The sequence below is a fragment of the Streptomyces sp. NPDC059679 genome, from assembly GCF_042734105.1.
In the GTDB taxonomy this organism is placed as follows: domain Bacteria; phylum Actinomycetota; class Actinomycetes; order Streptomycetales; family Streptomycetaceae; genus Streptomyces.
Map to the genome: position 1 here is coordinate 1 of NZ_JBHWES010000011.1, position 21884 is coordinate 21884.

19 protein-coding genes are annotated in these 21884 nt (G+C 72.2%); 7 read left to right on the top strand and 12 right to left on the bottom strand.

What is annotated here, in order from left to right:
• Positions 1 to 1080, top strand: a 1080-nt coding sequence (locus ACFV2X_RS14800; protein ID WP_385616045.1) for a sigma-70 family RNA polymerase sigma factor, incomplete at its 5' end; no start/stop codon positions are given.
• 88 nt (positions 1081 to 1168) lie between these two features.
• On the opposite strand, the gene ACFV2X_RS14805 is transcribed toward ACFV2X_RS14800, so the two are convergent.
• Positions 1169 to 2386: a PucR family transcriptional regulator gene (locus tag ACFV2X_RS14805; protein ID WP_385616048.1), complete on the bottom strand. Its 1218-nt coding sequence runs from the start codon at positions 2384 to 2386 to the stop codon at positions 1169 to 1171.
• A 414-nt stretch (positions 2387 to 2800) separates the two neighbouring features.
• Between ACFV2X_RS14805 and ACFV2X_RS14810 the strand changes: the two genes are divergently transcribed.
• The 4 genes from ACFV2X_RS14810 to ACFV2X_RS14825 all read left to right on the top strand — a co-directional run bounded on the left by ACFV2X_RS14810 (position 2801) and on the right by ACFV2X_RS14825 (position 6990).
• Complete coding sequence (locus ACFV2X_RS14810) at positions 2801 to 3640, top strand: hypothetical protein (RefSeq protein ID WP_385616051.1); 840 nt, start codon at positions 2801 to 2803, stop codon at positions 3638 to 3640.
• Positions 3628 to 5142, top strand: coding sequence for an NADH-ubiquinone oxidoreductase-F iron-sulfur binding region domain-containing protein (locus ACFV2X_RS14815; RefSeq protein ID WP_385616054.1), 1515 nt, complete (start codon positions 3628 to 3630; stop codon positions 5140 to 5142). Before ACFV2X_RS14810 ends, ACFV2X_RS14815 begins: the two co-directional genes overlap by 13 nt.
• Before the next feature lie 208 nt (positions 5143 to 5350).
• Positions 5351 to 6346: an SCO0930 family lipoprotein gene (locus tag ACFV2X_RS14820; RefSeq protein WP_385616057.1), complete on the top strand. Its 996-nt coding sequence runs from the start codon at positions 5351 to 5353 to the stop codon at positions 6344 to 6346.
• 104 nt (positions 6347 to 6450) lie between these two features.
• On the top strand, positions 6451 to 6990 hold the full coding sequence (locus tag ACFV2X_RS14825) for a hypothetical protein (protein ID WP_385616060.1): 540 nt from the start codon (positions 6451 to 6453) through the stop codon (positions 6988 to 6990).
• A gap of 7 nt (positions 6991 to 6997) precedes the next feature.
• Here ACFV2X_RS14825 and ACFV2X_RS14830 read toward each other — a convergent pair whose 3' ends face one another.
• Both ACFV2X_RS14830 and ACFV2X_RS14835 read right to left on the bottom strand, forming a co-directional pair.
• Positions 6998 to 7687, bottom strand: coding sequence for an HAD family hydrolase (locus ACFV2X_RS14830; protein ID WP_385616062.1), 690 nt, complete (start codon positions 7685 to 7687; stop codon positions 6998 to 7000).
• Between the two features lie 368 nt (positions 7688 to 8055).
• Positions 8056 to 8991: a ScbA/BarX family gamma-butyrolactone biosynthesis protein gene (locus ACFV2X_RS14835; protein WP_385616065.1), complete on the bottom strand. Its 936-nt coding sequence runs from the start codon at positions 8989 to 8991 to the stop codon at positions 8056 to 8058.
• A gap of 111 nt (positions 8992 to 9102) precedes the next feature.
• Between ACFV2X_RS14835 and ACFV2X_RS14840 the strand changes: the two genes are divergently transcribed.
• A complete protein-coding gene (locus ACFV2X_RS14840) occupies positions 9103 to 9741 on the top strand; it encodes a ScbR family autoregulator-binding transcription factor (protein WP_385616443.1) in 639 nt (212 codons plus the stop codon).
• A 58-nt stretch (positions 9742 to 9799) separates the two neighbouring features.
• On the opposite strand, the gene ACFV2X_RS14845 is transcribed toward ACFV2X_RS14840, so the two are convergent.
• The 9 genes from ACFV2X_RS14845 to ACFV2X_RS14885 form a co-directional block, all read right to left on the bottom strand.
• The gene (locus ACFV2X_RS14845; RefSeq protein ID WP_385616068.1) at positions 9800 to 10615 is read right to left on the bottom strand and encodes an endonuclease I family protein; all 816 of its coding nucleotides are present in this window, start codon (positions 10613 to 10615) and stop codon (positions 9800 to 9802) included.
• A gap of 137 nt (positions 10616 to 10752) precedes the next feature.
• Complete coding sequence (locus tag ACFV2X_RS14850; protein WP_385616071.1) at positions 10753 to 11433, bottom strand: SDR family NAD(P)-dependent oxidoreductase; 681 nt, start codon at positions 11431 to 11433, stop codon at positions 10753 to 10755.
• The gene (locus ACFV2X_RS14855) at positions 11426 to 12676 is read right to left on the bottom strand and encodes an exo-alpha-sialidase (protein WP_385616074.1); all 1251 of its coding nucleotides are present in this window, start codon (positions 12674 to 12676) and stop codon (positions 11426 to 11428) included. The genes ACFV2X_RS14850 and ACFV2X_RS14855 overlap by 8 nt, the downstream gene beginning before the upstream one ends.
• 62 nt (positions 12677 to 12738) lie before the next feature.
• Entirely contained in the window at positions 12739 to 13749 is a 1011-nt protein-coding gene (locus ACFV2X_RS14860) for an aldo/keto reductase (RefSeq protein ID WP_385616076.1), read from the bottom strand.
• Between the two features lie 99 nt (positions 13750 to 13848).
• Complete coding sequence (locus ACFV2X_RS14865; RefSeq protein WP_385616079.1) at positions 13849 to 14709, bottom strand: ATP-binding cassette domain-containing protein; 861 nt, start codon at positions 14707 to 14709, stop codon at positions 13849 to 13851.
• Entirely contained in the window at positions 14706 to 15566 is an 861-nt protein-coding gene (locus tag ACFV2X_RS14870; protein WP_385616081.1) for an ABC transporter ATP-binding protein, read from the bottom strand. Before ACFV2X_RS14870 ends, ACFV2X_RS14865 begins: the two co-directional genes overlap by 4 nt.
• Positions 15563 to 16492 carry an ABC transporter permease gene (locus ACFV2X_RS14875; protein ID WP_385616084.1) on the bottom strand — a complete coding sequence of 310 codons (930 nt, stop codon included), beginning with the start codon at positions 16490 to 16492 and terminating at the stop codon, positions 15563 to 15565. Before ACFV2X_RS14875 ends, ACFV2X_RS14870 begins: the two co-directional genes overlap by 4 nt.
• A 3-nt stretch (positions 16493 to 16495) precedes the next feature.
• Positions 16496 to 17425 carry an ABC transporter permease gene (locus ACFV2X_RS14880; RefSeq protein WP_385616087.1) on the bottom strand — a complete coding sequence of 310 codons (930 nt, stop codon included), beginning with the start codon at positions 17423 to 17425 and terminating at the stop codon, positions 16496 to 16498.
• 3 nt (positions 17426 to 17428) lie between these two features.
• On the bottom strand, positions 17429 to 19003 hold the full coding sequence (locus tag ACFV2X_RS14885) for an ABC transporter substrate-binding protein (protein ID WP_385616090.1): 1575 nt from the start codon (positions 19001 to 19003) through the stop codon (positions 17429 to 17431).
• A gap of 313 nt (positions 19004 to 19316) precedes the next feature.
• Here ACFV2X_RS14885 and pdxA point away from each other — a divergent pair, with 313 nt between their 5' ends.
• Entirely contained in the window at positions 19317 to 21797 is a 2481-nt protein-coding gene (pdxA, locus tag ACFV2X_RS14890; RefSeq protein ID WP_385616093.1) for a 4-hydroxythreonine-4-phosphate dehydrogenase PdxA, read from the top strand.
• The last annotated feature ends 87 nt before the right edge of the window (positions 21798 to 21884 follow it).

Here is a 21884-nt window from a genome sequence, read left to right on the forward strand (position 1 = left end):
GGGTCTCCGGTCGGCGCACGCCGCGTTCCGGGGCAGCACGAGACCGCGCAGCACGAGGCCGCCACGGCCGCCGGTGATCCTGCGGCCGGGCACCCGGACCGCCCGGACCAGCCGAACCGTCCGGACCAGCCGGGCGAATCCGATCCCGAGCACTTACCCGACGGGCCCGAACCCGCCCCGTTGCCCGAGCAGCCGCCCACGCGGTCACCCGCACGGACGGGACAAAATCCCCGGGGCCGCGAGCCGACACCCTCGGACCAGGAGCTCACCCGGCGGCTCCAGGAGGCGTACCGCCTGGGCACCGCGAGCCCGACGGCCGGGGAAATCCTCTACCGCCGCCACCGCGACGCGGCCCTCGCCTACGCCCGCACCTGTTGCCGGGCCCTCCACGACGCCGAAGACCTGGTGTCCGAGGCGTTCATCCGTACGTTCCAGGCCGTCCGGTCGGGCGGGGGCCCGCGTGGCCCCTGGCGCCCGTATCTGCTGACCGTCATCCGCCACACCGCGATCGAGTGGAGCGCCGGTGCGCGTCAGGTGGTGCTCACCGCGGACTTCGAGTCGTGGCAGCAGCGGTCGACCGAGGCGGACCCCCAGCAGCGTCTGCTGGCGGACGAGGACCGCACACTTCTGATCCGCAGTTTCCAGGCCCTCCCCGCGCGGTGGCGGACCGTGCTGTGGCACACGCTGGTGGAGGACGCCTCCCCGCAGCGCGTGGCCGCGCTGATGGGCCTGTCCCCCAGCGGTCTCACCTCATTGGCCTTCCGGGCCCGCGAGGGGCTGCGCGAGGCGTATCTGCGCGCTCATATGCGATCCACGGCGGCGGACGACGACCGCTGCCGCCACTTCGGCTCCATGATCGGCGCTTCGGTGCGGCGTGGCGCCGTACGTGGCCGCGCCCTCGCTCGCCATCTGGCCGAGTGTCGCTTCTGCGCGCACGCGTACACCGAGTTGCTGGCCCTCAACGCGGCCATGCCCGACGCCACCCGCGCCACGGGTTCCACACCGCCTACGGAGTCCGCGGAGGCTACGGAGGCCGCAGAGACTTCGGGGGCCTCCGGGGCTTCGGGGTGCCGGGGCTGAGCGCCCGGACGGCAAGCGCACACATGGAACTGCCGGCCGCGGATCGCGGCCGGCAGTTCCATGTGGTGGGGCTCATGCGGCCCCTGGCTCACAGTCCGTTGACGCGCGCCTCCCTCGCGATGCCGCCCACGGGCCGCAGGCCGGTCGGCGCTCCACGGCCCCTGCGGGTGACCGCCCGGGAGTAGTGGCGCCGGATCCGGTCCATCTGCGCCATCAGGCGTCGGCCGCGCAGGGCCATCTCCAGCTCAAAACGTATCCGCGGGTCCCGCAGGCCCGGCCCGAAGAGCTTCTCGATCTGCCGCAGCCGGTAACGCACGGTCTGCGGGTGCACTTTGAGCGCCTTGGCCGCCTCGGGCGCGCCACCGCCCTCGAGCCAGGCGAGCAGGGTCATCTGCAGCCGCTCGCTCTGCCGGGGGGTCAGCCCGGCCAGCGGCTTGAGCCAGCGCGAGGCCAAGGCCCGTACCAGCGACTCGTCCTGGAGCAGCAGCAGCGTGGAGAGGTGGTCGTCCACGAAGAGTATCCGGGCCTCGGGGCCGCTGCGCGCATGGGTCATGGTCAGCAGCCGGCGGGCCCACCGCACCGAGGAGGCCGCGTCGTTCAGCGGAACGACATGGCCGACGGCGGCGGTACGGCCCCGCAGCGCGGTTTCCAGCGCGCCACGCGCGGAGCCGGGCTCGGTGCCGGTGTCCCGGTCGGGGTCCGGCTCGGCGGGCGCTCCCTCGGTCAGGGGAGTGTCCGGGCCGGCGCCGGTGGCGGTGCCGACGGCTGTGCCGGTGTCGGTGCCTGTGTCCGGGTCAGGGATCAGCAGGCAGAGCTCGTCGCCGACGGCGCCGATCAGGGTGTCGCCGAACACCGCGGCCAGCTGCGGCGCTTCGCCCGGGGTGGGCAGTGCGATGGCCTGGATCGTTTCAGGCAGCGGCCAGCGGGCGGCCCGGGACAGCTCGGCCAAGCCACGCTCGGATACGGGTACCTCGCCGACCAGGGCGTCGAAGAGATCGCGCCTGGCCCGCTCGGGCGGCACCTCGGTCAGGGGGCCACGGCCCCGGGCGCCATCGGCCGCCACATGCTCGGTGGCCTCGTCACCTGGGGTCCGGTAGCCGAGTGCGGTCAGCAGAGCCTGTTCGACCGTCCATCGCACCTTGTCACGCTCAGTGTCCTCCAAGAGGTTGGCGAATCCCGGAATTCTGCGCCGAAGGGTCTCAATCACCTCTTCGGCCAGGGACGGGAGTTCATTGCGCAGGACGCGGGTCCGCTCGCCACGGGTGGGACGGGGGGACCAGATGCGGTTCGCGAGTTCGCCCATCATTACCTCGTTCTTGCCGGGGGGAGGCCTGGCCGTTGGGGGGTCGGTCAGGCCCGTGGAGGTTGCCTCCGTCGCCGGTCGTCCACTCCGGAAAAGGGAGTCGAGGGTCCTCCGATGAATCTTGGAGGAACCCCTCCCCTACCGGTCCCGGCGCTTTGCCGGGTCTTTGCCATCGAAATGACAGTGGAGCAGCCCAAGACGGTGTGGGCAGTGGTCGTCCACAAGAAGTTGTCACATTACGACAAATCTTATGGAGATCACGTGTAGTTCGGAGATGCTGCCGTACCCAAAGACGACTTGACGTACTCGTCACTCGCGCGATCAGGCGCGATCGGGAGGCTTTCGATGCCCATGCCCCAGCCGCCGACTCCCCCGATTCCGGGGCCGCGCCGCAGGGCTCGCCACGGCGGATCAACCATGCCACAAGGACCCGGAGGACCCGGCGGGCGACGAGCCGACCGCCGCGCCCGCCCGGTCCGGGCCGGCATCGGCTGGCCGCGCCACTCCGCGCTGTACGCCGCTGTCGCGGCGGTCATACTCTCACTGATCGTGGCCGGCAACGCCGGTGCGTTCACGAAAACTTGGGCCTTCCTGGACTTCGGGGCCGGTGTCCTCGCACTGGTCTCGCTGAGCAGCGCCGTGCTGTGGGGGCTGGCGGCCACCGACCGGCTGATCCTCCACTCGAAGCACCGGCTGCTCGCCCAGGGTGTCCACCGCGCCGCCGCGGTGGCCGGCCTGCTCTTTCTCGCGCTCCATGTGTGGGTGAAGGTGGCAGAGAGTCACACGAGCGCTGCGGCCATCGTGGTACCGTTCGCTGACGCAAATAAACCTGTGCTGATCGGACTTGGCACCTTGGCCGGATACCTGTTCATCACGGCGGCGGTGACGGGAGCGGTACGCAGCTCCTTCGCCTCCGCCGGCAAGTCCCGCTGGCGGTACCGCTGGTGGCGGGCGCTGCATGTGGCCGCGTACCCCGCGTGGTGCGCCGCGCTGATCCACGGTCTCAAGAGCGGCCGTGCCGCGAAGGACTGGGCGACCGCCGGATATGTCATGGCGCTGGCCGCCGTGGCCATCACCCTGTGGATCCGGCTCGCCAGCCGCCGGGCCGAGCGCAGCGAGCGCGACGCCATCGTCACCGGCCAGATCCCCGTGGTCCCCAGCGCCCGGGGCGGCGGGCCGGGCAGGCCCCCGACGGCCGGCGGGGCCTCCTCCCGTGACGGCGAACCCCTCGGCGCCTCACGCGGGTGGGGCGCGTGATCTCGACCAAACCCAGACTGGCCTGTATCGATCCGCCCCGGCTGCTGGCCGGTCTGGACGAGACATACCGGCTCGACCGCGTCGGTCATCTGACCGTCCATGGCTCGATGCCCGCGCTGCGCGCGGACGAGCTGGTGGCCCTCGCGGAGAACATCGACCTGCGCGGGCGAGGCGGCGCGGGTTTTCCGTTCGCCAAGAAGGTGACGGCCGTCATCGAGTCGGCCGGCCGCCGGGACGGCCGCTGCGCGGTGGTCGTCAACGGCAGTGAGGGCGAGCCCAGTTGCCTCAAGGACACCGCGCTGCTACTGCACACCCCGCATCTGGTCATCGACGGGGCCGTGCTGGCCGCCACCGCGATGGGTGCCGACGATGTGGCCATCGCGGTCCACCGGCCGGATGTCGAGGAGTCGCTGAGCGCCGCCATCGCCGAGCGCGGCCCGAGCGGGCCGCGGGTGCAGGTGAGCGTGACGGACGACCGCTTCGTGGCCGGCGAGGGTGGCGCGGTCATCAACGGCATCAGCGGCGCCCCGGCCATCCCCAACGGCCGCAAGATCCGCACCAGCGACAGCGGCCTGGCCGGGCTGCCGACCCTGCTGTCCAACACCGAGACATTCGCCCAGCTCGCGGTGGCCGCCCGGATGGGCGCCCTGCCGTTCCGCTCGGTGGGGCTGCCCACCGAGCCCGGCACCACCCTGCTGACGGTGGGCGGGAAGTTCGTCATGGAGACCCCGTTCGGGGTGCCGCTCAGCTACGTCCTGGAGCTGTGCGGCCTCACCCCGGGCCAGGGGGTCCTGGTGGGCGGCTACCACGGCAAGTGGCTGCTGCCCGACAGCCTGGCGTCGGTGAACATCTCCCGGGAGTCCATGGAGAAGTACAACGCGCGGCTCGGGGCCGGAGCGGTGCTGCCGATCCCGGAGAACACCTGCCCGGTCGGTGAGACCGCCCGGGTGGCGCGCTGGCTGGCGGGCGAGACCGCCAACCAGTGCGGGCCCTGCTTCATCGGACTGCCCGCGCTCGCGGACGCCATCGGCCAGGTCGAACGGGGCGGTGGCCAGGAGGCGTTGGACACCGTGAGCGCGTACATCGAGTCGGTGAAGCGCCGTGGCGCCTGCAGCCACCCCGATGGCACGGCCGGCTTTGTGACTACCGCGCTGGAGGCGTTTCCGGACGAGTTCCGGGAACACGCGCTGGGCCCCGGTTGCGGCCGTCCCACGCTCGGTGTGCTGCCGCTGACCGACGGCGCCCCCTCCGGGCCGCTGGCCCTGCCGCCGGGCCCCTCCGCCGCCCGGCGGGACGAGCGGGACGAGTCGGAGCAGCTGCTCGTGGACTGGACGCTGTGCCAGGGCCATGGGCTGTGCGCGGACATCCTCCCCGAGGTGATCGAGCTCGGCATCGACGGCTACCCGAACCGGGCCAAGTACGGTGTGCCGCGCCAGCTGCGCGGGCAGGCCGTCCGCGCGGTACGGCGCTGCCCCGCGCTCGCGCTGCGCATGGAGGCGTAGCCCGGCTCGCATCCCTCACCCTCCCTCATCTTCCTCATCTCGACGGCCGTCATGGAACGGCCGTCGATTCGTTTGGGCTCAACGAATGCCGGAACTTTTGCGTCTGATGACAAATTCCGAAGGCCATGAACGCCCGCCGAGGCGCCCTCCGTATGCAAGTGACGTCGGCGCAAAACAGCCGCCGGACCGCAAGCTTGAAGGAGTGGGCATGAAGAAGCGGCAGATCGCGTTCGCGGGGGCCTCCGTCGCGATGGTCCTGATGACCGCGGCGTGCGGCGCCAGTGAGAACAAGTCCGCGGGCAGCGCCAACGTCCAGCCCATCGGCGGCACCCAGACCGTGGGCGTCGGCGCCACGTCGGGGGCGTCGGGCTACGGCACCAGCGCCGGCACGGGCGCCGGGAACGAGGCCGGGGGCGACAGCGGCGACGCCACCTCCGGCAAGGACGCGCTGACCGGCCCGGCCAAGCAGCTGTCCGTACGGGACGTCCCCAAGCTGGGCTCCGTCGTGACCGACAGCAAGGGCTGGACCCTGTACCGGTTCGACGAGGACACCTCCGGCGCCTCCCCCAAGTCCAACTGCAACGACGCCTGCGCCACCAAGTGGCCGCCGGTGCCCGCGAGCGACGCCACCGTCAGCACCGGGATCGCCGAGAAGGAGCTCGGGTCGGTCACCCGCGCCGACGGCACCAAGCAGCTCACGCTGGGCGGCTGGCCGGTGTACCGCTTCGCCGGGGACACCAAGGCCGGGGACACCAAGGGCCATGGCGTGGGCGGCACCTGGAACGCGCTGGCGCCCGACGGCAAGCCGGCCGGGAAGAAGGCCGCCCAGGACAACAGCCTCCAGCTCGCGGTCACCAGCAACGCCAAGCTCGGCAAGATCGTCGTGGACGGCCAGGGCATGACCGTCTACCGGTTCGACAAGGACAGCGCGTGGCCGATGAAGACCGGCTGCCTGAACGCCTGCCTGGAGACCTGGAAGCCCGTCAAGCCGGTCGACACCAGCAAGGTCGCCGGGATCGACCCCAAGAAGCTCACCACGTTCACCCGGCCCGACGGATCCAAGCAGCTGGCCTTCGACTGCTGGCTGCTGTACACGTTCACCGGGGACACCAAGCCCGGCGACACCAACGGACAGGGCAAGCAGGGGCTGTGGTTCGCGGTCACCGACAAGGCCAAGAAGGCCGGCGTGGCCGCCTCGGAGTGATACACAGACAAGCGGTCCGTACGAAGCAAGCGGTCCACCGAGCGAGGGGCCCGAGGCCATGAGGGCACCGGGCCACCCCGCCGGACCAACACCGGGAGGTTGACGTGTCACACGTACTGCGTGCCACCGCGCTCTGCGCGGTGCTGCTGGTGAGCGGCTGCGCCGGGAGCGAGGCGCAGAGCCACACCGGCCACGCACAGAAGAAAACCTCCCCGTCAGCCGAGAAATCCGGTGCGAAATCCGGCGCGGACTCCGCCGGACCCGCGTCGCTGACAAAGATCGCCGATGCCATCGGCTGCAAGGCGAACGTCGTCACGGACGCCGAGGAGCTGCACCAGGCGGCGTGCAAGGCCGGCAAGGCCCAGTACACCCTGGTCACCTTCGCCACCGACAAGGGCAAGCGCGCCTGGCTGTCGGAGTCCAAGGACTACGGCGGCACCTATCTGGTGGGCTACCGCTGGTCGGTGACGGCCCCGTCGGAGGACTCCCTGAAGCCGCTGCGCGTCAAGCTCGGCGGCACCATCGAGACCGGTACGTTCCACGGAGGCATGGAACACGGCGGCACGGAGGACAAGGGAACGGAGCACGACGGCATGGACATGGAGCCCGGGAAGGGCCACGCCACCCACGCGCAACACGACTGACCCGGGGTCAGGGTCTGCGGGTGTCCGCCCACTTGACCAGGTCGGGATCCGCGAGGCTCGCGACCCACAGATCCACCGGTGGGATTTCGCCGGCAGCGTCATCCAGGGGTTTACGCGGGCCCACCGCGAGGACCCTGAGCCCGGCCCGGGACGCGGACACGAAACCGCAGTGGGAGTCCTCGACCGCCAGCGCGTCGCCGGGGGCCGCACCGCACAGCCGGGCGGCCTCCAGATAGACGTCCGGATACGGCTTGGGGCGCACCTCCCCCTCCGGGACCAGCACATGGCCGAAGTACCGCAGCAGCCCCGCGCGCGACAGCCCGGCCTCGACCACATCGCGCGGGCAGTTGCTGGCGACGGCCAGCGGGGCGAACGCGGCTGCCTTGCGGACGAGTTCGGTGGCGCCCGGCATGGTGACCGGGTCGTCGGCCACCAGCTGGCGGAAACTCGCGAGGAGTTGTTCGGTCATCTGCTCCGCGAGCGCGGGGGCGCCCGCGTACTCGGCCAGCATGCGGCCGCACTCGGTGTAGTGGAGCCCCTTGGTGGCCTGCGCGAACTCCGGGTCGGGAGCGCTGCCGTGGTGGCCGAGCACCACTTCGCGCGCCTTTTCCCAGTGGCGTTCGGAGTCCATGAGGGTGCCGTCGCAGTCGAAGACGATGGCGGCGGGGGTCCAAGCGAGAAGCGTGTTGGCTGTCATCTGCCTGCCGTTCCATGGGGGTGGACGATCGGCGCAGGGCGTGCCTGTACCTGCTGAAGAGCAGCGCAGTGGGGTTCCTGGCGGCTCAGGCGTGGGGTTCCTGGCGGCTCAGGCGCGGATGCGCCAACCGCTGCCGCCGACGCGCGAGCGCCTGATCGCGTGCGCGACGCGGGAAGCCGTACAGGCGGAGAGTCGCCTGCCCGAAAGATAACGATCACTACGGTAGTTTGATGACCCGCAGTAAGCAAGAAATTACTATGCGTCGGCGTTTTGTTCGTCGTGCTTGTGCTCGTCGATGCTTTGCTCGACGGCGTTGCGCTCGACCGCGTTGTGCTCGACAGCGTTTTGCTTGTCGCCTCGTTCGTCACTCAGGGGTACTGAAGTACGCCGACCACGGTCCACTCCCCCGCCTGCCTCAGCCGGAAGACACAGGTCCTGCCGTGCGGGACGCACTCCACCCGGGCGGGCGGGGCGAATTCGGTGAACCGCAGGGCGCGGAGCCGGCAGCCGATGGGGCGGGTGTGAACACCCTCCGTCGCCAACGCCGCGGCCTGGCGGGCGGCTTCCAGCAGCACCAGGCCCGGCACATGGTCGCTCCAGTGGTCGAAGAAGAAGGGGTGGCGCAGGTCCGCCGGGTCCAGGCGCAGCATGCCCGCCTCCCGCACCACCAGGACATCACGCGCCGCCGGCACCGCCACTGACCGCGGCGAGGGCCGGGCGGGAACACCGGCCCGCGGCGGCGCGGTCGCCTCCGACGCCGCGCGACGGGCCGTCTCATACGTCTGTGGGTCCAGGAAGCGCGCGGCGCCGCCGGCCCGCGCGAAGGCCGTCCCGTCCACGAGAAGCCCGATGTCGAGCCGCAGCCCGGTGACGAACCGGCCGCAGGGCGTGGTGCGCACATCGGTCACCGCGGCGCGGCAGACCACATCCGTGGCCCCGTGTTCGACCCGCGGCTCGGCGGCAGGGTCGAGCGTGAAGGACAGGTCCCGGATCACGAAGTGCGCCCCCGCGGGGGTGGCGAAGTGGCGGGACGGCAGATAGATGCCCAGCTGGCGCAGGGTTTCGGCGACCATCAGGGGGTGGTGGCGGCCGTCCGGGCCATGCGGAAACGTGGGATGGGAGCGTGGCCACTGCACCGCGGCCACGAACCGGTCGCCGCCCAGCGCGCGGACGTCGGTGAGCAGCACTTCGGCCACCGAGGCACGGTGCACCGCCTCGCGCGCCACGGTGCGGGACCAGCTCAGCCGCCGCGCCACGAGCTCCCACGGCTCCGGGACGCCACACGCCTCACCAATGATCGCCATAAAATACTAGTAATGGTGGACCTGTGGGTCTTCACCTCCATGACATGCGACAAGTCCGCTAAGTTCACCCCGACAACGCACCGCACGCGACGGAACGAGGACGGACACCACGTGCAAGAGCGGGCCGAGCAGACACGCCGAACCCTCCTGGAAGCGGCGGCTTCCCTCTTCGACGAACGGGGCTACGCCGGCACCAGCATCAGCGATATCGCCGCTCGGTCCGGCCACACCAGCGGCGCCATCTACTTCCACTACGCGAGCAAGGAGAAACTCGCGCTCGCCGTCGTCGAGGGACACTTCGCCACCTGGCCGCCGCTGATCGAGCAGTACGCCAACACCGCCACCGACGCCGCCACCGGCACCCCGGCCCTGGAGCGGCTGGTGCGGCTGAGCTTCGCGGTGGCCCGCGCCTTCCGCGACGACATCGTCGTACGGGCGGGGGCGCGGCTGTGGACCGAGCGCACCCTGATCGCGGCGCCGCTCCCGCCGCCCTTCGTCGGCTGGATCGACGCCGTGACCGAGATGCTGGAGCGGGCGCACGCCGAGGGCGACCTCGCCCCGCATATCGACCCCGAGCGCGCCGCCCGGACCGTCGTCTGCGCCTTCTTCGGCGTGCACACCGTCTCCGAGGCCCTGGACCGGCGCCGGTCCATCGAGGACCATCTGGCCGATCTATGGGCGCTGCTGCTGCCCTCGCTCCAGACCCGCCCCATCGCCGCGGAGCTGTTCCCGATGGCCCGGCAGGGCTGAGAACGGGGCTGCCGACAGGCTTGAGGGCGGGTCTGAGAGCGGATCTGAAGGCGCGTGGCTACCAGATCTCGTCGACCCACTCGGGGTGGTCGATGAACGGGTTGCGGTTGTGCTGGTAGTCGTCGTATATCACCTGGTTGCGCCGCTGCTCAAAGGCGTCCGGCGGGTCCTCGGCGCTCCACTTGCGCAGCACGGACAGCCGCCCCAGATACGGCTGACTGCCGTTGCCCGCCTTGTCGTTGACCTCGAGGTCGGCGAAGCCGTCGCCGCCCTCGTAGCGCACGGCCATGTAGAAGATCATGCGGGCCACATCGCCCTTGACGGCGTCGCGGGGCTCGAAGGAGTCGGAGTCGGTGTAGTTGCCGGGTGCCTCGGACACCTGGGAACCGCCCTCGTCGAAGTCCTTGTTGCCGCGGGTGCTGTTGACCGACACGTCCTCGGGGCGCAGATGGTGCAGATCGGTGCCCGGACCGGTGGCGGTGCCGAAGTCGCCGTGTGACTTGGCCCAGACGTGTTCCCGGTTCCAGTCGTTGGCGTTGCCGCCGTTGGAACTCTTGCTCTGCGAGCGGCCGGTGTAGAGCAGGATGACGTTGGCGGAGTTGCGGGGGTCCTCGTCGGTGTTCTTGAGGGCGTCCCAGACCTGGCTGTACGAAATCTTGCTGTTGGTGCTGATGATCTTGTGCAGGGCGTCTTTGAGGGGTTGCCCCGTCTTGCCGATCGCGTCCTTGTAGTACGTGTCGTCGTAGCCAACGGCCCGCGTCGAGTCGGCGAAGGTGGTGCTGGCGGTGGCGGGCGTCTGCACGGTGGCGGTCACGGCCACCGCGCAGACCAGCAGGGCCAGGGGTTTCCAGCGGGTCACACGGGTGATGTGCACAGGCGGTCCTCTCCCCGATTCACGTTCGATCGCCGAAAGCGTGTCAGAGAGCCGATCTCCCAAAGGTGAACGGCAGGGAGAGGTTTCGTGACAGGGTCATGACTAACGCCGTGCACAAGGAGCGCTCCCCCGAGGGGTTACAGCGACGCGCCCCCGCACATCACCAGCGTCTGACCGGTGGTCGAGCCGCCCTCCGGGCCGAGCAGAAACGACGTCAGCCCGGCCACCTCCTCGGGCCGTACGAGCCTGCCCAGCGGCGGCACGACCGGAGGGGTCGCGCTGCGGCCGGGGTCCCGCAGCATCGGGGTGTCCGTGGGGCCGGGGGCCACCACGTTCACGGTGATCGCGCGCGGCGCCAACTCCGCGGCCCAGGACCGGGCCATGGCCGCCAGCGCCGCCTTGGTGGCCGCGTACTGGCTCTTGCCCGGCACACCGGTCATGGTGCGGCTGCCCACGAGCACCACCCGTCCCCCGTCCGCGATCCGGTCCGCCAAGGCGTCGACCAGGACCTCGGCCGCCTGCACATGGACCCGCCACATCAGCTCGCCGTCGGCCGCCGAAAGCCCACCGAGCCGGGCGGAGCGCTGAACACCCGCCGCGTGCACGATCGCGTCCACCCCGGCCACCGGGGCGAGCGCGTCCCGCACCGCCTCCGGACGCCCCAGATCGACCGGCAGCCAGCGCATCCGCTCGGCGGACACCGGCTCCGTACGGCTGATTCCGGTGATCCGCCACCCCTCGTCCAGCAACCGGGCCGCGATGGCGGCGCCGATTCCGGAGCTGGCACCGGTGACCACCGCGTGGCGTGGCTCAGACATCGGCCGCCCAATCCGGCGCCACCCGTACGTACTTGATGGCCCGGCGGTGGTAGGTGTACGCGATGTGCACCGCGCCGTCCGGTGTCTGTGTCACGGAGGGATAGGACAGCTCTCGGTTGAGGCGGTCCCGCGAATTGTTGGTCAGACAGTGTCCGTCACCGGTGTCGAGGTCCCTGCGGTGCGGCCAGGTGTGGCCGCCGTCGGACGACAGGGCGAGCGTCATCGGGGCCCGCGGGGCGCCCCAGAAGGCGGTCTTGCCGCCCTCGGCCGGCTCGGGCGCGGCGGCGACGGCGGTGGCGGTGGCGGTGGCGGCCGGGGACTCGCCCGCCTGGCCGTCGTCGTCGATCTCGTCGTAGAGCGAGACCCGGCGCGCGGTGGCGTCCGCGGCGCTGCTGTGGTTGTAGACCAACGCGAGCCGTCCGTCGGCGAGCGGGACGTACTGGATGGAGGAGTTGTTGTTGGGCAGCTCCGTCGCCACCGGCTCGATCCAGGTCTCGCCGCCGTCGCGGGAGTGCGAACGGTAAATGGCGTCCGCCCACCGGCTGCGGAAGAGGGCGAGCAGGGTGCCGTCGGGCAGCGGGTGGATGTTCATGTGCACACATCCGGTGGACCCGGGCACCGGCCGCTCCCGCCAGGTCCGCCCCTGGTCGTCGCTGATCATCACCGCGCTGGTGTCGTGGTCCCCCACCCACGGGACGCCCGGGGTGGCCACGCAGTGGAACACCGGCAGCAGCCACCGGCCGTCGTCCAGGACGACCGGGGGCTGACGTACGAAGACACCGCCCGTCGCGGTGGCCGGGAACAGCGTGCGCGTCGGCCCCCAGGTGGCGCCCCCGTCCGCCGACGTGCGCAGCCGCACCTCGGCGGTGTCCTGGTTGCCCGCCTGCTGGGCGGTGTGCAGCAGCCACAGCTCGCCGGTCGGCGCGGAGAAGAGCACGGGGTTCTGCTCCGAGCGCGTCAGGTCGTCGGAGAGCCGCACCGGGTCGGTCCAGGTGTCCGCGCCCGGGGCGAGCCGGGAGAACCATACGCAGATGTCGGCGACGCCCTCCTGCGTACCGCCGAACCACACGCACCCGAGGTCGCCCCCGGGCAGGACGGCCAGGTTGGCGGCGTGGTTCTGCACGGCGGGGGCCGGCAGGAACGCCTCGACGCGCGCCGGGTCGTCCGGGTGCTCGCGCACCCGCCCGTCGGTCCGCAGCTCCTCGGCGGCCTGCGCTGGGGTGGTGTCGTGGTCGGCGGTCATGCCGCGGGCTCCTTCGATGGTGCGGTGTGGGTGTCAGGTGACGGTGATGCCGGAGGGAGAAGTCAACGGTTGTACGCCGGCATCGGCCCCCGCAGCCGGGCCCCGACCTCGTCGCAGGCCGCGACCACATCGGCCGGCAGCGGACCCGCCTCGGCCGCCGCCACATTGGCCCGCAGATGCTCGACGCGCGAGCCGCCGAGCAGCAGCGCGTCCACCCCGTCCCGGCCGAGCAGCCACCGCAGCGACAGCTCGACGAGCCCGAGGTCCGCGCCCTCGGCGATCCGGGCCAGGTCCTGGACGGCCTCGAAGAGGCGGGGGTCCCAGTAGCGCTGCCGGTACATCTCGGCCAGCCGGGAGTCGCCGAACCGCCCCGACTCGGGCGTCTCCTCGAAGACATGGCGCCCCGTCAGCAGCCCGCCACCGAGCGGGTTGTAGACCATGGTGCGCACCCCGCTGGTGGCCGCGTACTCCAGGTACTCCTCCTCCACCCGCCGGGCCAGCAGGTTGTACAGCTGCTGGGCGACCACCGGCCGCGGCGCGCCCACCCGTTCCGCGGTGTGGCCGACCTCCGCGATCTGCCAGGCCGCGTAGTTGGACACGCCCAGCGCCAGGACCTTGCCCTCGGCGACGAATTCGGCGACGGTGCCCAGCGTCTCCTCGAGCGGGGCCGACCGGTCGGGCTGGTGCAGATAGAAGAGGTCGACGTGGTCGGTGTTCAGGCGCCGGAGGCTGCCTTCGAGGGCCGCCCGCAGCCCGCGCGCGGACAGCGGGGAGTGGTCGCCGTGGTCGGGGTGCGGCATTCCGGCCTTGGTGGCCAGTACGATCCGGTCCCGGCGGCCGGGCAGCAGCTCGGCCAGGATCGTCTCGGTGACCCCGCCGGCATACGCGTTGGCGGTGTCCACACCGGTCACCCCGGCGTCGAGCGCCGCGTCCAGCATCGCGGCGGCACCGGCCCGGTCGACCGTGTCGCCGAAGGTCATGGTGCCCAGCACCAGGCGCGAGAGCGGCACCGGTACGCCGGGCAGCTCGACCGCGCCGGGCGAGGTCCGGGAGGGGGTGTCGGGGTGGGTCATCAGGGGGTGGCTCCTTCGGCCTGCGCCCCGGCGCGCCTGACCTGGCGCGCCGGGGTGTGACGGGCGTAACGCACGTAACGGGCGTAACGGGACGGTGGGTCAGGACGGAGTGGTGGTCCCCGACGCGGTGACCGTCTCCGCTGCGGTGACGATCGCGGAGACCAGGGCGCGCGGTTTGCGCCCCCGCATCGTCGTCGGGTCGAGGGCGGCACGGCGCAGCGCCCTGGTGTACGGCTCGGCGGGCGCGGCGAGGACCGTCTGAGTGGAGCCGGACTCCACGACCCGTCCACCGCGCATCACCATGACCTCGGAGCTGATCTCGCGGACCACCCCGAGGTTGTGCGAGATGACGATGTAGGCGAGCTGCCGCTCGGCCTGCAGATCGCGCAGCAGCCTGAGCACCTGCGCCTGGACGGAGACGTCGAGCGCGGAGGTGGCCTCGTCGCAGACCAGCAGTTCGGGGTCGCTGGCCAGGGCGCGTGCGATGCCGATGCGCTGCCGCTGCCCTCCGGAGAATTCGCCAGGTCGCCGGTGGAGCGCGCTGGAGGGCAGACCGACCTGATCGATCAGCTCCGCGGCCCGGCGGGCGCGCTCGGCCTTGGAGGTGACACCGGCCAGCCGCAGCGGCTCGGCCACGGTCTCCTCGGCGGTCAGATGGGGGTCCAGGGAGCCGTACGGGTCCTGGAAGACCATCTGCACCCGGCGGCGCAGCGGGCGCAGCCGCCGCTCCGGGAGGGTGGCGATATCGGTGCCGTCGAGCAGGATGCGGCCCTCGGTGGGGCGCAGCAGCCGGACGAGGGAGCGGGCGATGGTGGACTTGCCGCAGCCGGATTCGCCGACGATGGCGAGCGATCCGCCGCGTTCGACGGTGAAGCCGACCCCGTCCACGGCGCGGAACTTCCCCCCGTGGACGGGGTATTCGACGACAAGGTCCTCGACGGCCAGCAGGGGTGTGGTCACAGCGCCTCCCGGTGTGCGGCGGCGGGGGCCTGGGGGGTGTTCTCGTCCCAGGGGCCCAGGGTGGGGACGGCGGCGAGCAGGCCGCGGGTGTACGGCTCGGCGGGGTGGTCGACGATCCGCTCGACGGGGCCGGACTCCACGAACCGGCCGTCGCGCATGACGTGGATACGGTCGGACACCAGCCGGGCCACGCCCAGGTCGTGGGTGATCATCAGGATGCCGATGCCGGTGCGCTCCTGCAACTCCATGAGCAGGTCCAGCACGCCGGCCTGGACGGTGACGTCCAGGGCGGAGGTCGGTTCGTCGGCGACCAGCAGCTTCGGCTCGGCGGCCAGGGCGATGGCGATGAGGACACGCTGCAGCATGCCGCCGGAGAACTGGTGCGGATAGGCGCCCCAGCGGGTCTCGGGGTGCGGAATGCGCACCCGGCCGAGGAGTTCGATGCCTCGGGTGCGCGCCTCGGCCTTGGACAGTTCGGGGTGGCGCAGCCGCAGCGCCTCGCCCAGCTGGTGGCCGATGGTGTGCACGGGGCTGAGCGCGGTCATCGGGTCCTGCGGGATGAGGGAGACGCCGCGGCCGCGGATCCGCCGGATGGCCTTGGGGTCGGCGATGATGTCGCAGCCGAGCACTCGGGCGGTGCCGGACAGTACGGCCAGCCCGTCGGGCAGCAGCCGCAGCAGGCCCATGGCGGTGGTGGACTTGCCGGAGCCGGACTCGCCGATGAGCGTGACCGTCTCGCCCGGGGCGATGGTGAAGCCGACGCCGTCGACGGCGCGGACCACGCCGCGGTCGGTGATCAGTTCGATCTGCAGGTCCTCGACCTCCAGCAGGGGGGCCGTCTCGCTGGTCTCGCTCATGAGGAGGCCTCCGTGGCGCGTCGGCGGGTACGGTCGCGCAGACCGTCGCCCAGCAGGTTGACCCCGACCACCAGGAGCACGATGACCAGGCCCGGCAGGGTCACCAGCCACCAGGAGGTGGTGATGTAGTCCTGCCCGTCGGAGATGATCCGCCCCCAGGTGGCGAACGGCCGCTGGGGTCCGGCGCCGAGGTAGCTCAGCGCGCTCTCCAGCAGCACCGCCTGGGCGAGCAGCAGGAGGACGACCAGGGACGCCTGGCGGACGATGTTGGGGATGATGTGGCGGGCCAGGATGGCGACCTGGCGCAGTCCGAGTACCCGGGCGGCGGCCACGTACGGCTTCTCCCGTTCGACCAGGACCAGCGATCGGGTGAGCCGGGCGACTTCGGGCCACTGGGCGACGGCGATCACGCAGGTGATGACGGTGACGGAGGGGCCGAAGAGGGCGACGACCAGCAGCAGCATCATCAGCAGCGGCAGCGACATCTGGGCTTCCAGCAGCCGGGAGACGACCGTGTCGACCCAGCGGCCGAAGTATCCGGCCGCGGCGCCGGCGACGATGCCGATGAGGCCGGAGACGACGACCGCCAGTACGCCGATGGCCAGCGACACCTGGCCGCCGTGCAGCACCCGGGAGAGCAGGTCGCGGCCGAGCTGGTCGGTGCCGAAGAGGTGGCCGTCGGTCAGCGGCGGCAGTCGGCGCGCGGAGAGGTCCTGGTCGTCGGCTCCGGCCAGCGGCAGCAGCTGGGCGAGGGCCACGGGGACCACCACCAGCAGGGTGCACATGGCGCCGGCCCACAGTTTCAGGCTCGCGCTGCGGCTGCGCCGGGTGGCGGTGGCGCGGGCCAGGTCCTTCGCGGTGACCGCGCTCGGGCGGGCCGCTGCGGCCGTCTCGGCCGGGGCCGGGGGTTCGAGGGCGCCTTTCATCTCTCAGGCCGCCTTTCCCAGGCGTACCCGCGGGTCGAGCAGCGGGTAGGCCAGGTCGATGAGGAGTTGGACGAAGACCGCCAGGGCGGCGGTGACCAGGACGGTGGCCTGGATGAGCGGGTAGTCGCGGGTCTCCAGGGCGCGGACGACCAGGGAGCCGACACCGGGCCAGCCGAAGACCACCTCGACCACCACCACGCCGTTGAGCATCGCGGCGAACCGGGTGCCGAGCGCGGTCAGCACCGGGATGGCGGAGTTGCCCAGGGCGTAACGCCAGGTCAGCGCGCGCTCCGAGACACCGCGGGAGCGGGCGACGGTGATGTACGAAGAGGCGAGGGCGGCCACCATCTCACGGCGGACCAGCCGGGAGATCAGCGCCATCTGGAGGATCGCCACGGTGACGGTCGGCAGGACCAGACCGCCCCAGGTGGTGAACCCGGAGGCGGGGAGCACCGGCACCAGCACGGCGAAGACGGTCAGCAGCATCACGCCGATCCAGAAGTCCGGCATGGACTGTCCGGCGATGGTGAGGACGTTGGCGCCCAGTTCGCGCTTGGTGTCGGCGCGGCGGGCCATCCATACGCCGAGCGGTACGGCGACGAGCGTGGTGAGCGCGATCGCGGCGGCGGAGAGGGTGATGGTGTACGGGACGCGGTCGAGCACCACGTCGAAGGCGGGGGCGTGGAAGGAGTAGCTGGTCCCCAGGTCGCCGGTGAACAGATCGCGCAGGAAGACCCAGTACTGCGTCAGCAGGCTGTCGTCGAGGCCGAACTGTTCGCGGATCCGCGCCAGGTCCGCGCTGGTCGGGTTGGGGCCGGCCAGGGCCGCGGCGGGGTCGCCGGGGGCCATGCGCACCAGCACGAAGACGGTGGAGAGGGTGAGGAAGATGGTCAGGACGCTCTGGCCGAGGCGGCGGAGCAGATAGCGGATCACGGCTCAGCCCTCCAGGCGCACGGCGGCGAGGTCGTAGGAGTTGACCTGCAGGAGCCGCACGTCGTGTACGCGGGTGCGGCGGGCCAGCACCACATTGGGGATGAAGGCCCACAGGCAGGGTCGGGTGTCCCAGATCGTCTTCTGGACGTCGGCGAGCTTCTTGTTCCGGGTCTTCTCGTCGCTCTCGGAGGAGGCGTCGGCCAGCCGGGCCGCGATCTCGGGGAAGACATAGCCCTGGTAGGTGTCCCGGGTCTTCTCCTTCGCCGGGGTGCCTCCGTACATGCCCTGGAGGCTGGTGCTGGCGTAGCCGGTGGGGACGGAGTAGCCGTTGCCGAGGACGTCCCAGTCGCCGCGGCGGCCCTGCCGCCACTGCAGGATGTCGCCACCGGGCTGGAACTGCTGGAGGGAGGCGCGGACGCCGACGGCACGCAACATCTCCAGTACGGCCTCCATCACCGAGGTGTCCGCGGGGAACTCGCCCGACTCCCAGATGATCTTCACCTTGAGGTCGCCGGCGCCCAGTGCGGCCAGCCGCCTGCGGGCCTTGCCGGGGTCGTAGACGTACGACCCGGTGCGCACCGCGCCCCGCAGGGCCAGCGGGACCACGCCCTCGGCCTGCTGGGCGGAGCCGGTGAGCACATCGCGCACCAGGGCCTCGCCGTCGATGGCGTAGCTGAGCGCCTCGCGCACCCGGGGGTCGGCCAGCGGGTGCCCCCGGGGTTTGCGGAAGTTGAAGAACAGCTGGTTGACCCGGGTGCCCGAGGTGCGGTCGAGCCGCACGCCGGGCAGACCGCGCAGCTGCTCCGCGGAGTCGGGGGTGATGGTGTCGATCACGTCAAGCTCACCGCTGCGCACCGCGACGACGCGGCTGGACTCCTCGGGGACGAAGCGCACCCGCACCTTCTCGGTGGCGGGGCGCCGTCCCCAGTAGTTGCGGTTGGCGGCCAGGGAGTATTCGCCGGTGCCGGAGTTCGCCGAGGTGACGACGTACGGGCCCGAGCCCACCCCGCCGGACAGCTCCTCGGGGCGGTTCTTGGCGGCCGGGCTGATCAGGATGTTGGCCATCAGCTGGTCGAGGATCGGCACCGGGTGCTCGGTGCGCAGATAGAAGGTGCGCTCGTCCACCGGCTCGACGGTGGGCAGCTCGGGGAACAGGCCGATCAGAAAGGACCCGTTGACGCCCGCGTACATCTTCAGGGCGGTGGCCACGTCCTTGACCGTGACCGGGGTGCCGTCGGAGTACCGCACTCCGGCGCGCAGCCGGACCGTCCAGCGGGTGGGCTCGGTCATCTCGAAGCGGTCGGCGAGCACCAGCTCGGTGTTCAGGCCCTTGCCGATCCGGGTGAGACCCTGGCGGACGGCGCGCTGCACCGTGACCGCCGCGTCGAACTGGTTGAGCTTGTTGTCGAGGCTGACCAGGGAGCGGTTCAGCCCCAGGCTGATGGTGCCGGGGCCGGGGGCACCGGTGGGCCCCGCGCACCCGGCCAGGGGGCCGAGGGCGAGGCCGGCTGTGGCACTCGCGCCCAGGCGCAGCACGGTCCGCCGGCTGGGGTGCGGACCGGATGAGATACGGGTCATCGTCGACCTCTCGGCATTTCAGGGGAGCGACCGGCTCGCTCGATCCGCCCGGATCGCCGCCGGGCGGATCGTAGACCGTCCGGCGGTGGGACCCGCGGCGTCGCGGGCCTCTCCTGCCGGACGGTCTTAGTGTCGCGGCGTCACCGTGGCACGGATGCGCGTTTCACGCAATACCCCTCGCACACTTCGCGCAGGGTGTGTCATCATCGAGACCGTCGGGGCGGCGCGTGCCGCCGCCTTGCGCCGTCCCCGCGGTTCCGCGCCGTTCTTCTGCGCTGTCCCTCGCTGTCCCTGGTCGTTCGAGGAGGTACCGGTGGAACCGACGCCCAGCAGGCGGCTGCTCGCCGTCGCGGACGACCTGTCCGGCGCGGCCGAGACGGCCGCCGGGCTTGAATCGCGCACAACGCGCAGTCGGGTGGTGCTCGTTGGGGGCTCGGCCGCCCCGCGCCACCCGGGCGAGGCGACCGTGCTGGACCTCGACTCGCGCCATCTGCCCGCCGCCGCGGCGGCCGAGGCGGTCCGCGCCGCGCTGGCCCTGCCGCCCCCGGGCGACACCCTCGTACTGAAGAAGATCGACTCGCTGCTGCGCGGCAATGTGGCCGCCGAGGTGGCCGCCCTCGCCGCGGACGGCGCGAGCGTGGTCGTCGCACCCGCACTGCCCGCCGCCGGGCGTGCGGTGCGCGCGGGCGTCGTCCACCTCGGCACCACCCCGCTGCACCACAGCGACGCCTGGCGCGCCGAGCCGGTGGCCCCGCCGAGCTCGGTGGCCGCCGCCCTCGGCCCGGCCCGCACCGCGCTCGTCCCGCTCGCGGCCGTACGGGGCTCCCGGCGCACCCTGCTGACCGCGCTGCGGGCCGCCCTGGCCGAGGGGCGGGTGGCCATCTGCGACGCGGAGACCGACGCCGACCTGGACGCGATCGTCGAGGCCGTGCTGGCCGACGGGTCCGGCGGGACGGGCGGGCCGGGCACCCGGCTGGTCGGCTCCGGCGGCCTGGCTGCCGCCCTCGGCCGCCATCTGGCGGGCGGGGAGCCCGACGGCGAGCCCGAGACCGACGCCGAGCCCGCCGCGCCGCCCCCGGCCACGTCGGTCGCGACGGGCCCGCGCGCGGCGGCCGGCCCGGGGCGGCCGGTCCGTATCGAAGCCCTGCCCGGCACGGTCCAACACGCACTCGCCGGGCCCGCGGCGACGGTCTCGGAGGCCCGGGAAGCCACCGTCCCGCAGGCTCGCGCGGAACAGGAGCGCGAGGCGGCCGAGCCCCGGCCACTGCTGGTCGTGGTCGGCACCGCCGAACCCTCGGCCGCCGAGCAGATCCGGCGGCTGGCCGGCGACGGCGCCACCGTCCTGCGCCTCCCCCTCGAAGCCCTGTGCGCGGACGACTCGGCCGCGCCGACAGCCCCACCGCCGCTCCACGACGACGCGGTCACCGTCATCACCCCCGCGCCCGGCCCGGCCCCGGCGGACCTCTCGCCCCGGCGCCTGGTGCACGGCCTCGCCCGCACCGTCGCCGCCGCGCTCGCCCGCCACGACGGGCCCGTCGACCTCGTCCTGACCGGCGGGGAGACCGCCCGGCGGGTGCTGGACGCGCTCGGCGTCACCGAGCTCCACCCCGTCGGCCAGGTGCACCACGGCGCCGTACACCTGCGTACCCCCGACGGGCGATCCGTCGTGACCCGCCCGGGCAGCTTCGGCGACGCCGACTCCCTGCGGCAGATCGTCCACGCGCTGCGCCCCCACCCGACTCAACGGAAGGTTCCGTCCATGAACCCATCCCCCAACCCCGCCTCCCCCGCCTACGGCCCGCTCCCCCTCATCGCGGTCACCATGGGCGACGGCGCGGGCATCGGGCCGGAGGTGGTCGTCCCCGCCCTGCTCGACCAGGACACGCTGCGGCGCTGCCGCCCTGTGGCCATCGGGGACGCGGCGCGGCTGCGCCAGGCCGCCCGGCTGCGGGGCCTCGACTGCGAGATCGCCCCCGTCTCCGGGCCCGGGGAGGCCGAGTTCACCCCGGGACGGATCAATGTGATCGACCTGGACCTGCTCCCCGCCGACCTGCCCTGGGGGCAGCTGTCCGCGGTGGCCGGGGACGCCGCCTACCAGTACATAGCGGTGGCCGCCGAACTGGCCATGAGCGGTGCGGTGCAGGGCATCTGCACCGCACCGCTGAACAAGGAAGCCCTGCACGCCGGCGGCCATGTCTTCCCCGGCCACACCGAACTCCTCGCCCATCTCACCGGAGTCGACGAGGTGTCCATGATGCTGGCCACCCCGACCGTGAAGGTCATCCATGTCACCACGCACATCGGCCTGATCGACGCGGTCAACCGGATCGAACCCGGCCTCGTCGAGCGCACCGTACGCCGCGGCCACGAGGCGATGGTCCGCGCCGGCACCCCGAACCCCGTCATCGGCGTCTGCGGTATCAACCCGCACGCGGGCGAGAACGGGCTGTTCGGGTACGGCGAGGAAGAGGAGAAGATCGTCCCCGCGCTGGAGGTGCTGCGCGCCGACGGCATCGACGCCCGCGGCCCGCTCCCCGCCGACACCGCCTTCTTCCTGGCCGGCCGCGGCGACTACGACCTGATCGTGGCGATGTACCACGACCAGGGCCACGGCCCGGTCAAGGTGCTCGGCCTGGAGGCCGGGGTCAACCTGACCGTCGGGCTGCCCGTCATCCGCACCTCCGTCGACCACGGCACCGCTTTCGACATCGCCGGTACCGGAAAGGCGGACGCCGGTAGCATGATCGAGGCCCTGCGGCAGGCGGCCGAGATGTCCTCGGCCCCCGCCCGGTGAAGCGAGACCGCCCGGTGACGCGAGACAGCCCGGTGAAGCGAGACCAGCCGGTGACGCAAGACCAGAAGGACGAGTGACGAGTTGACG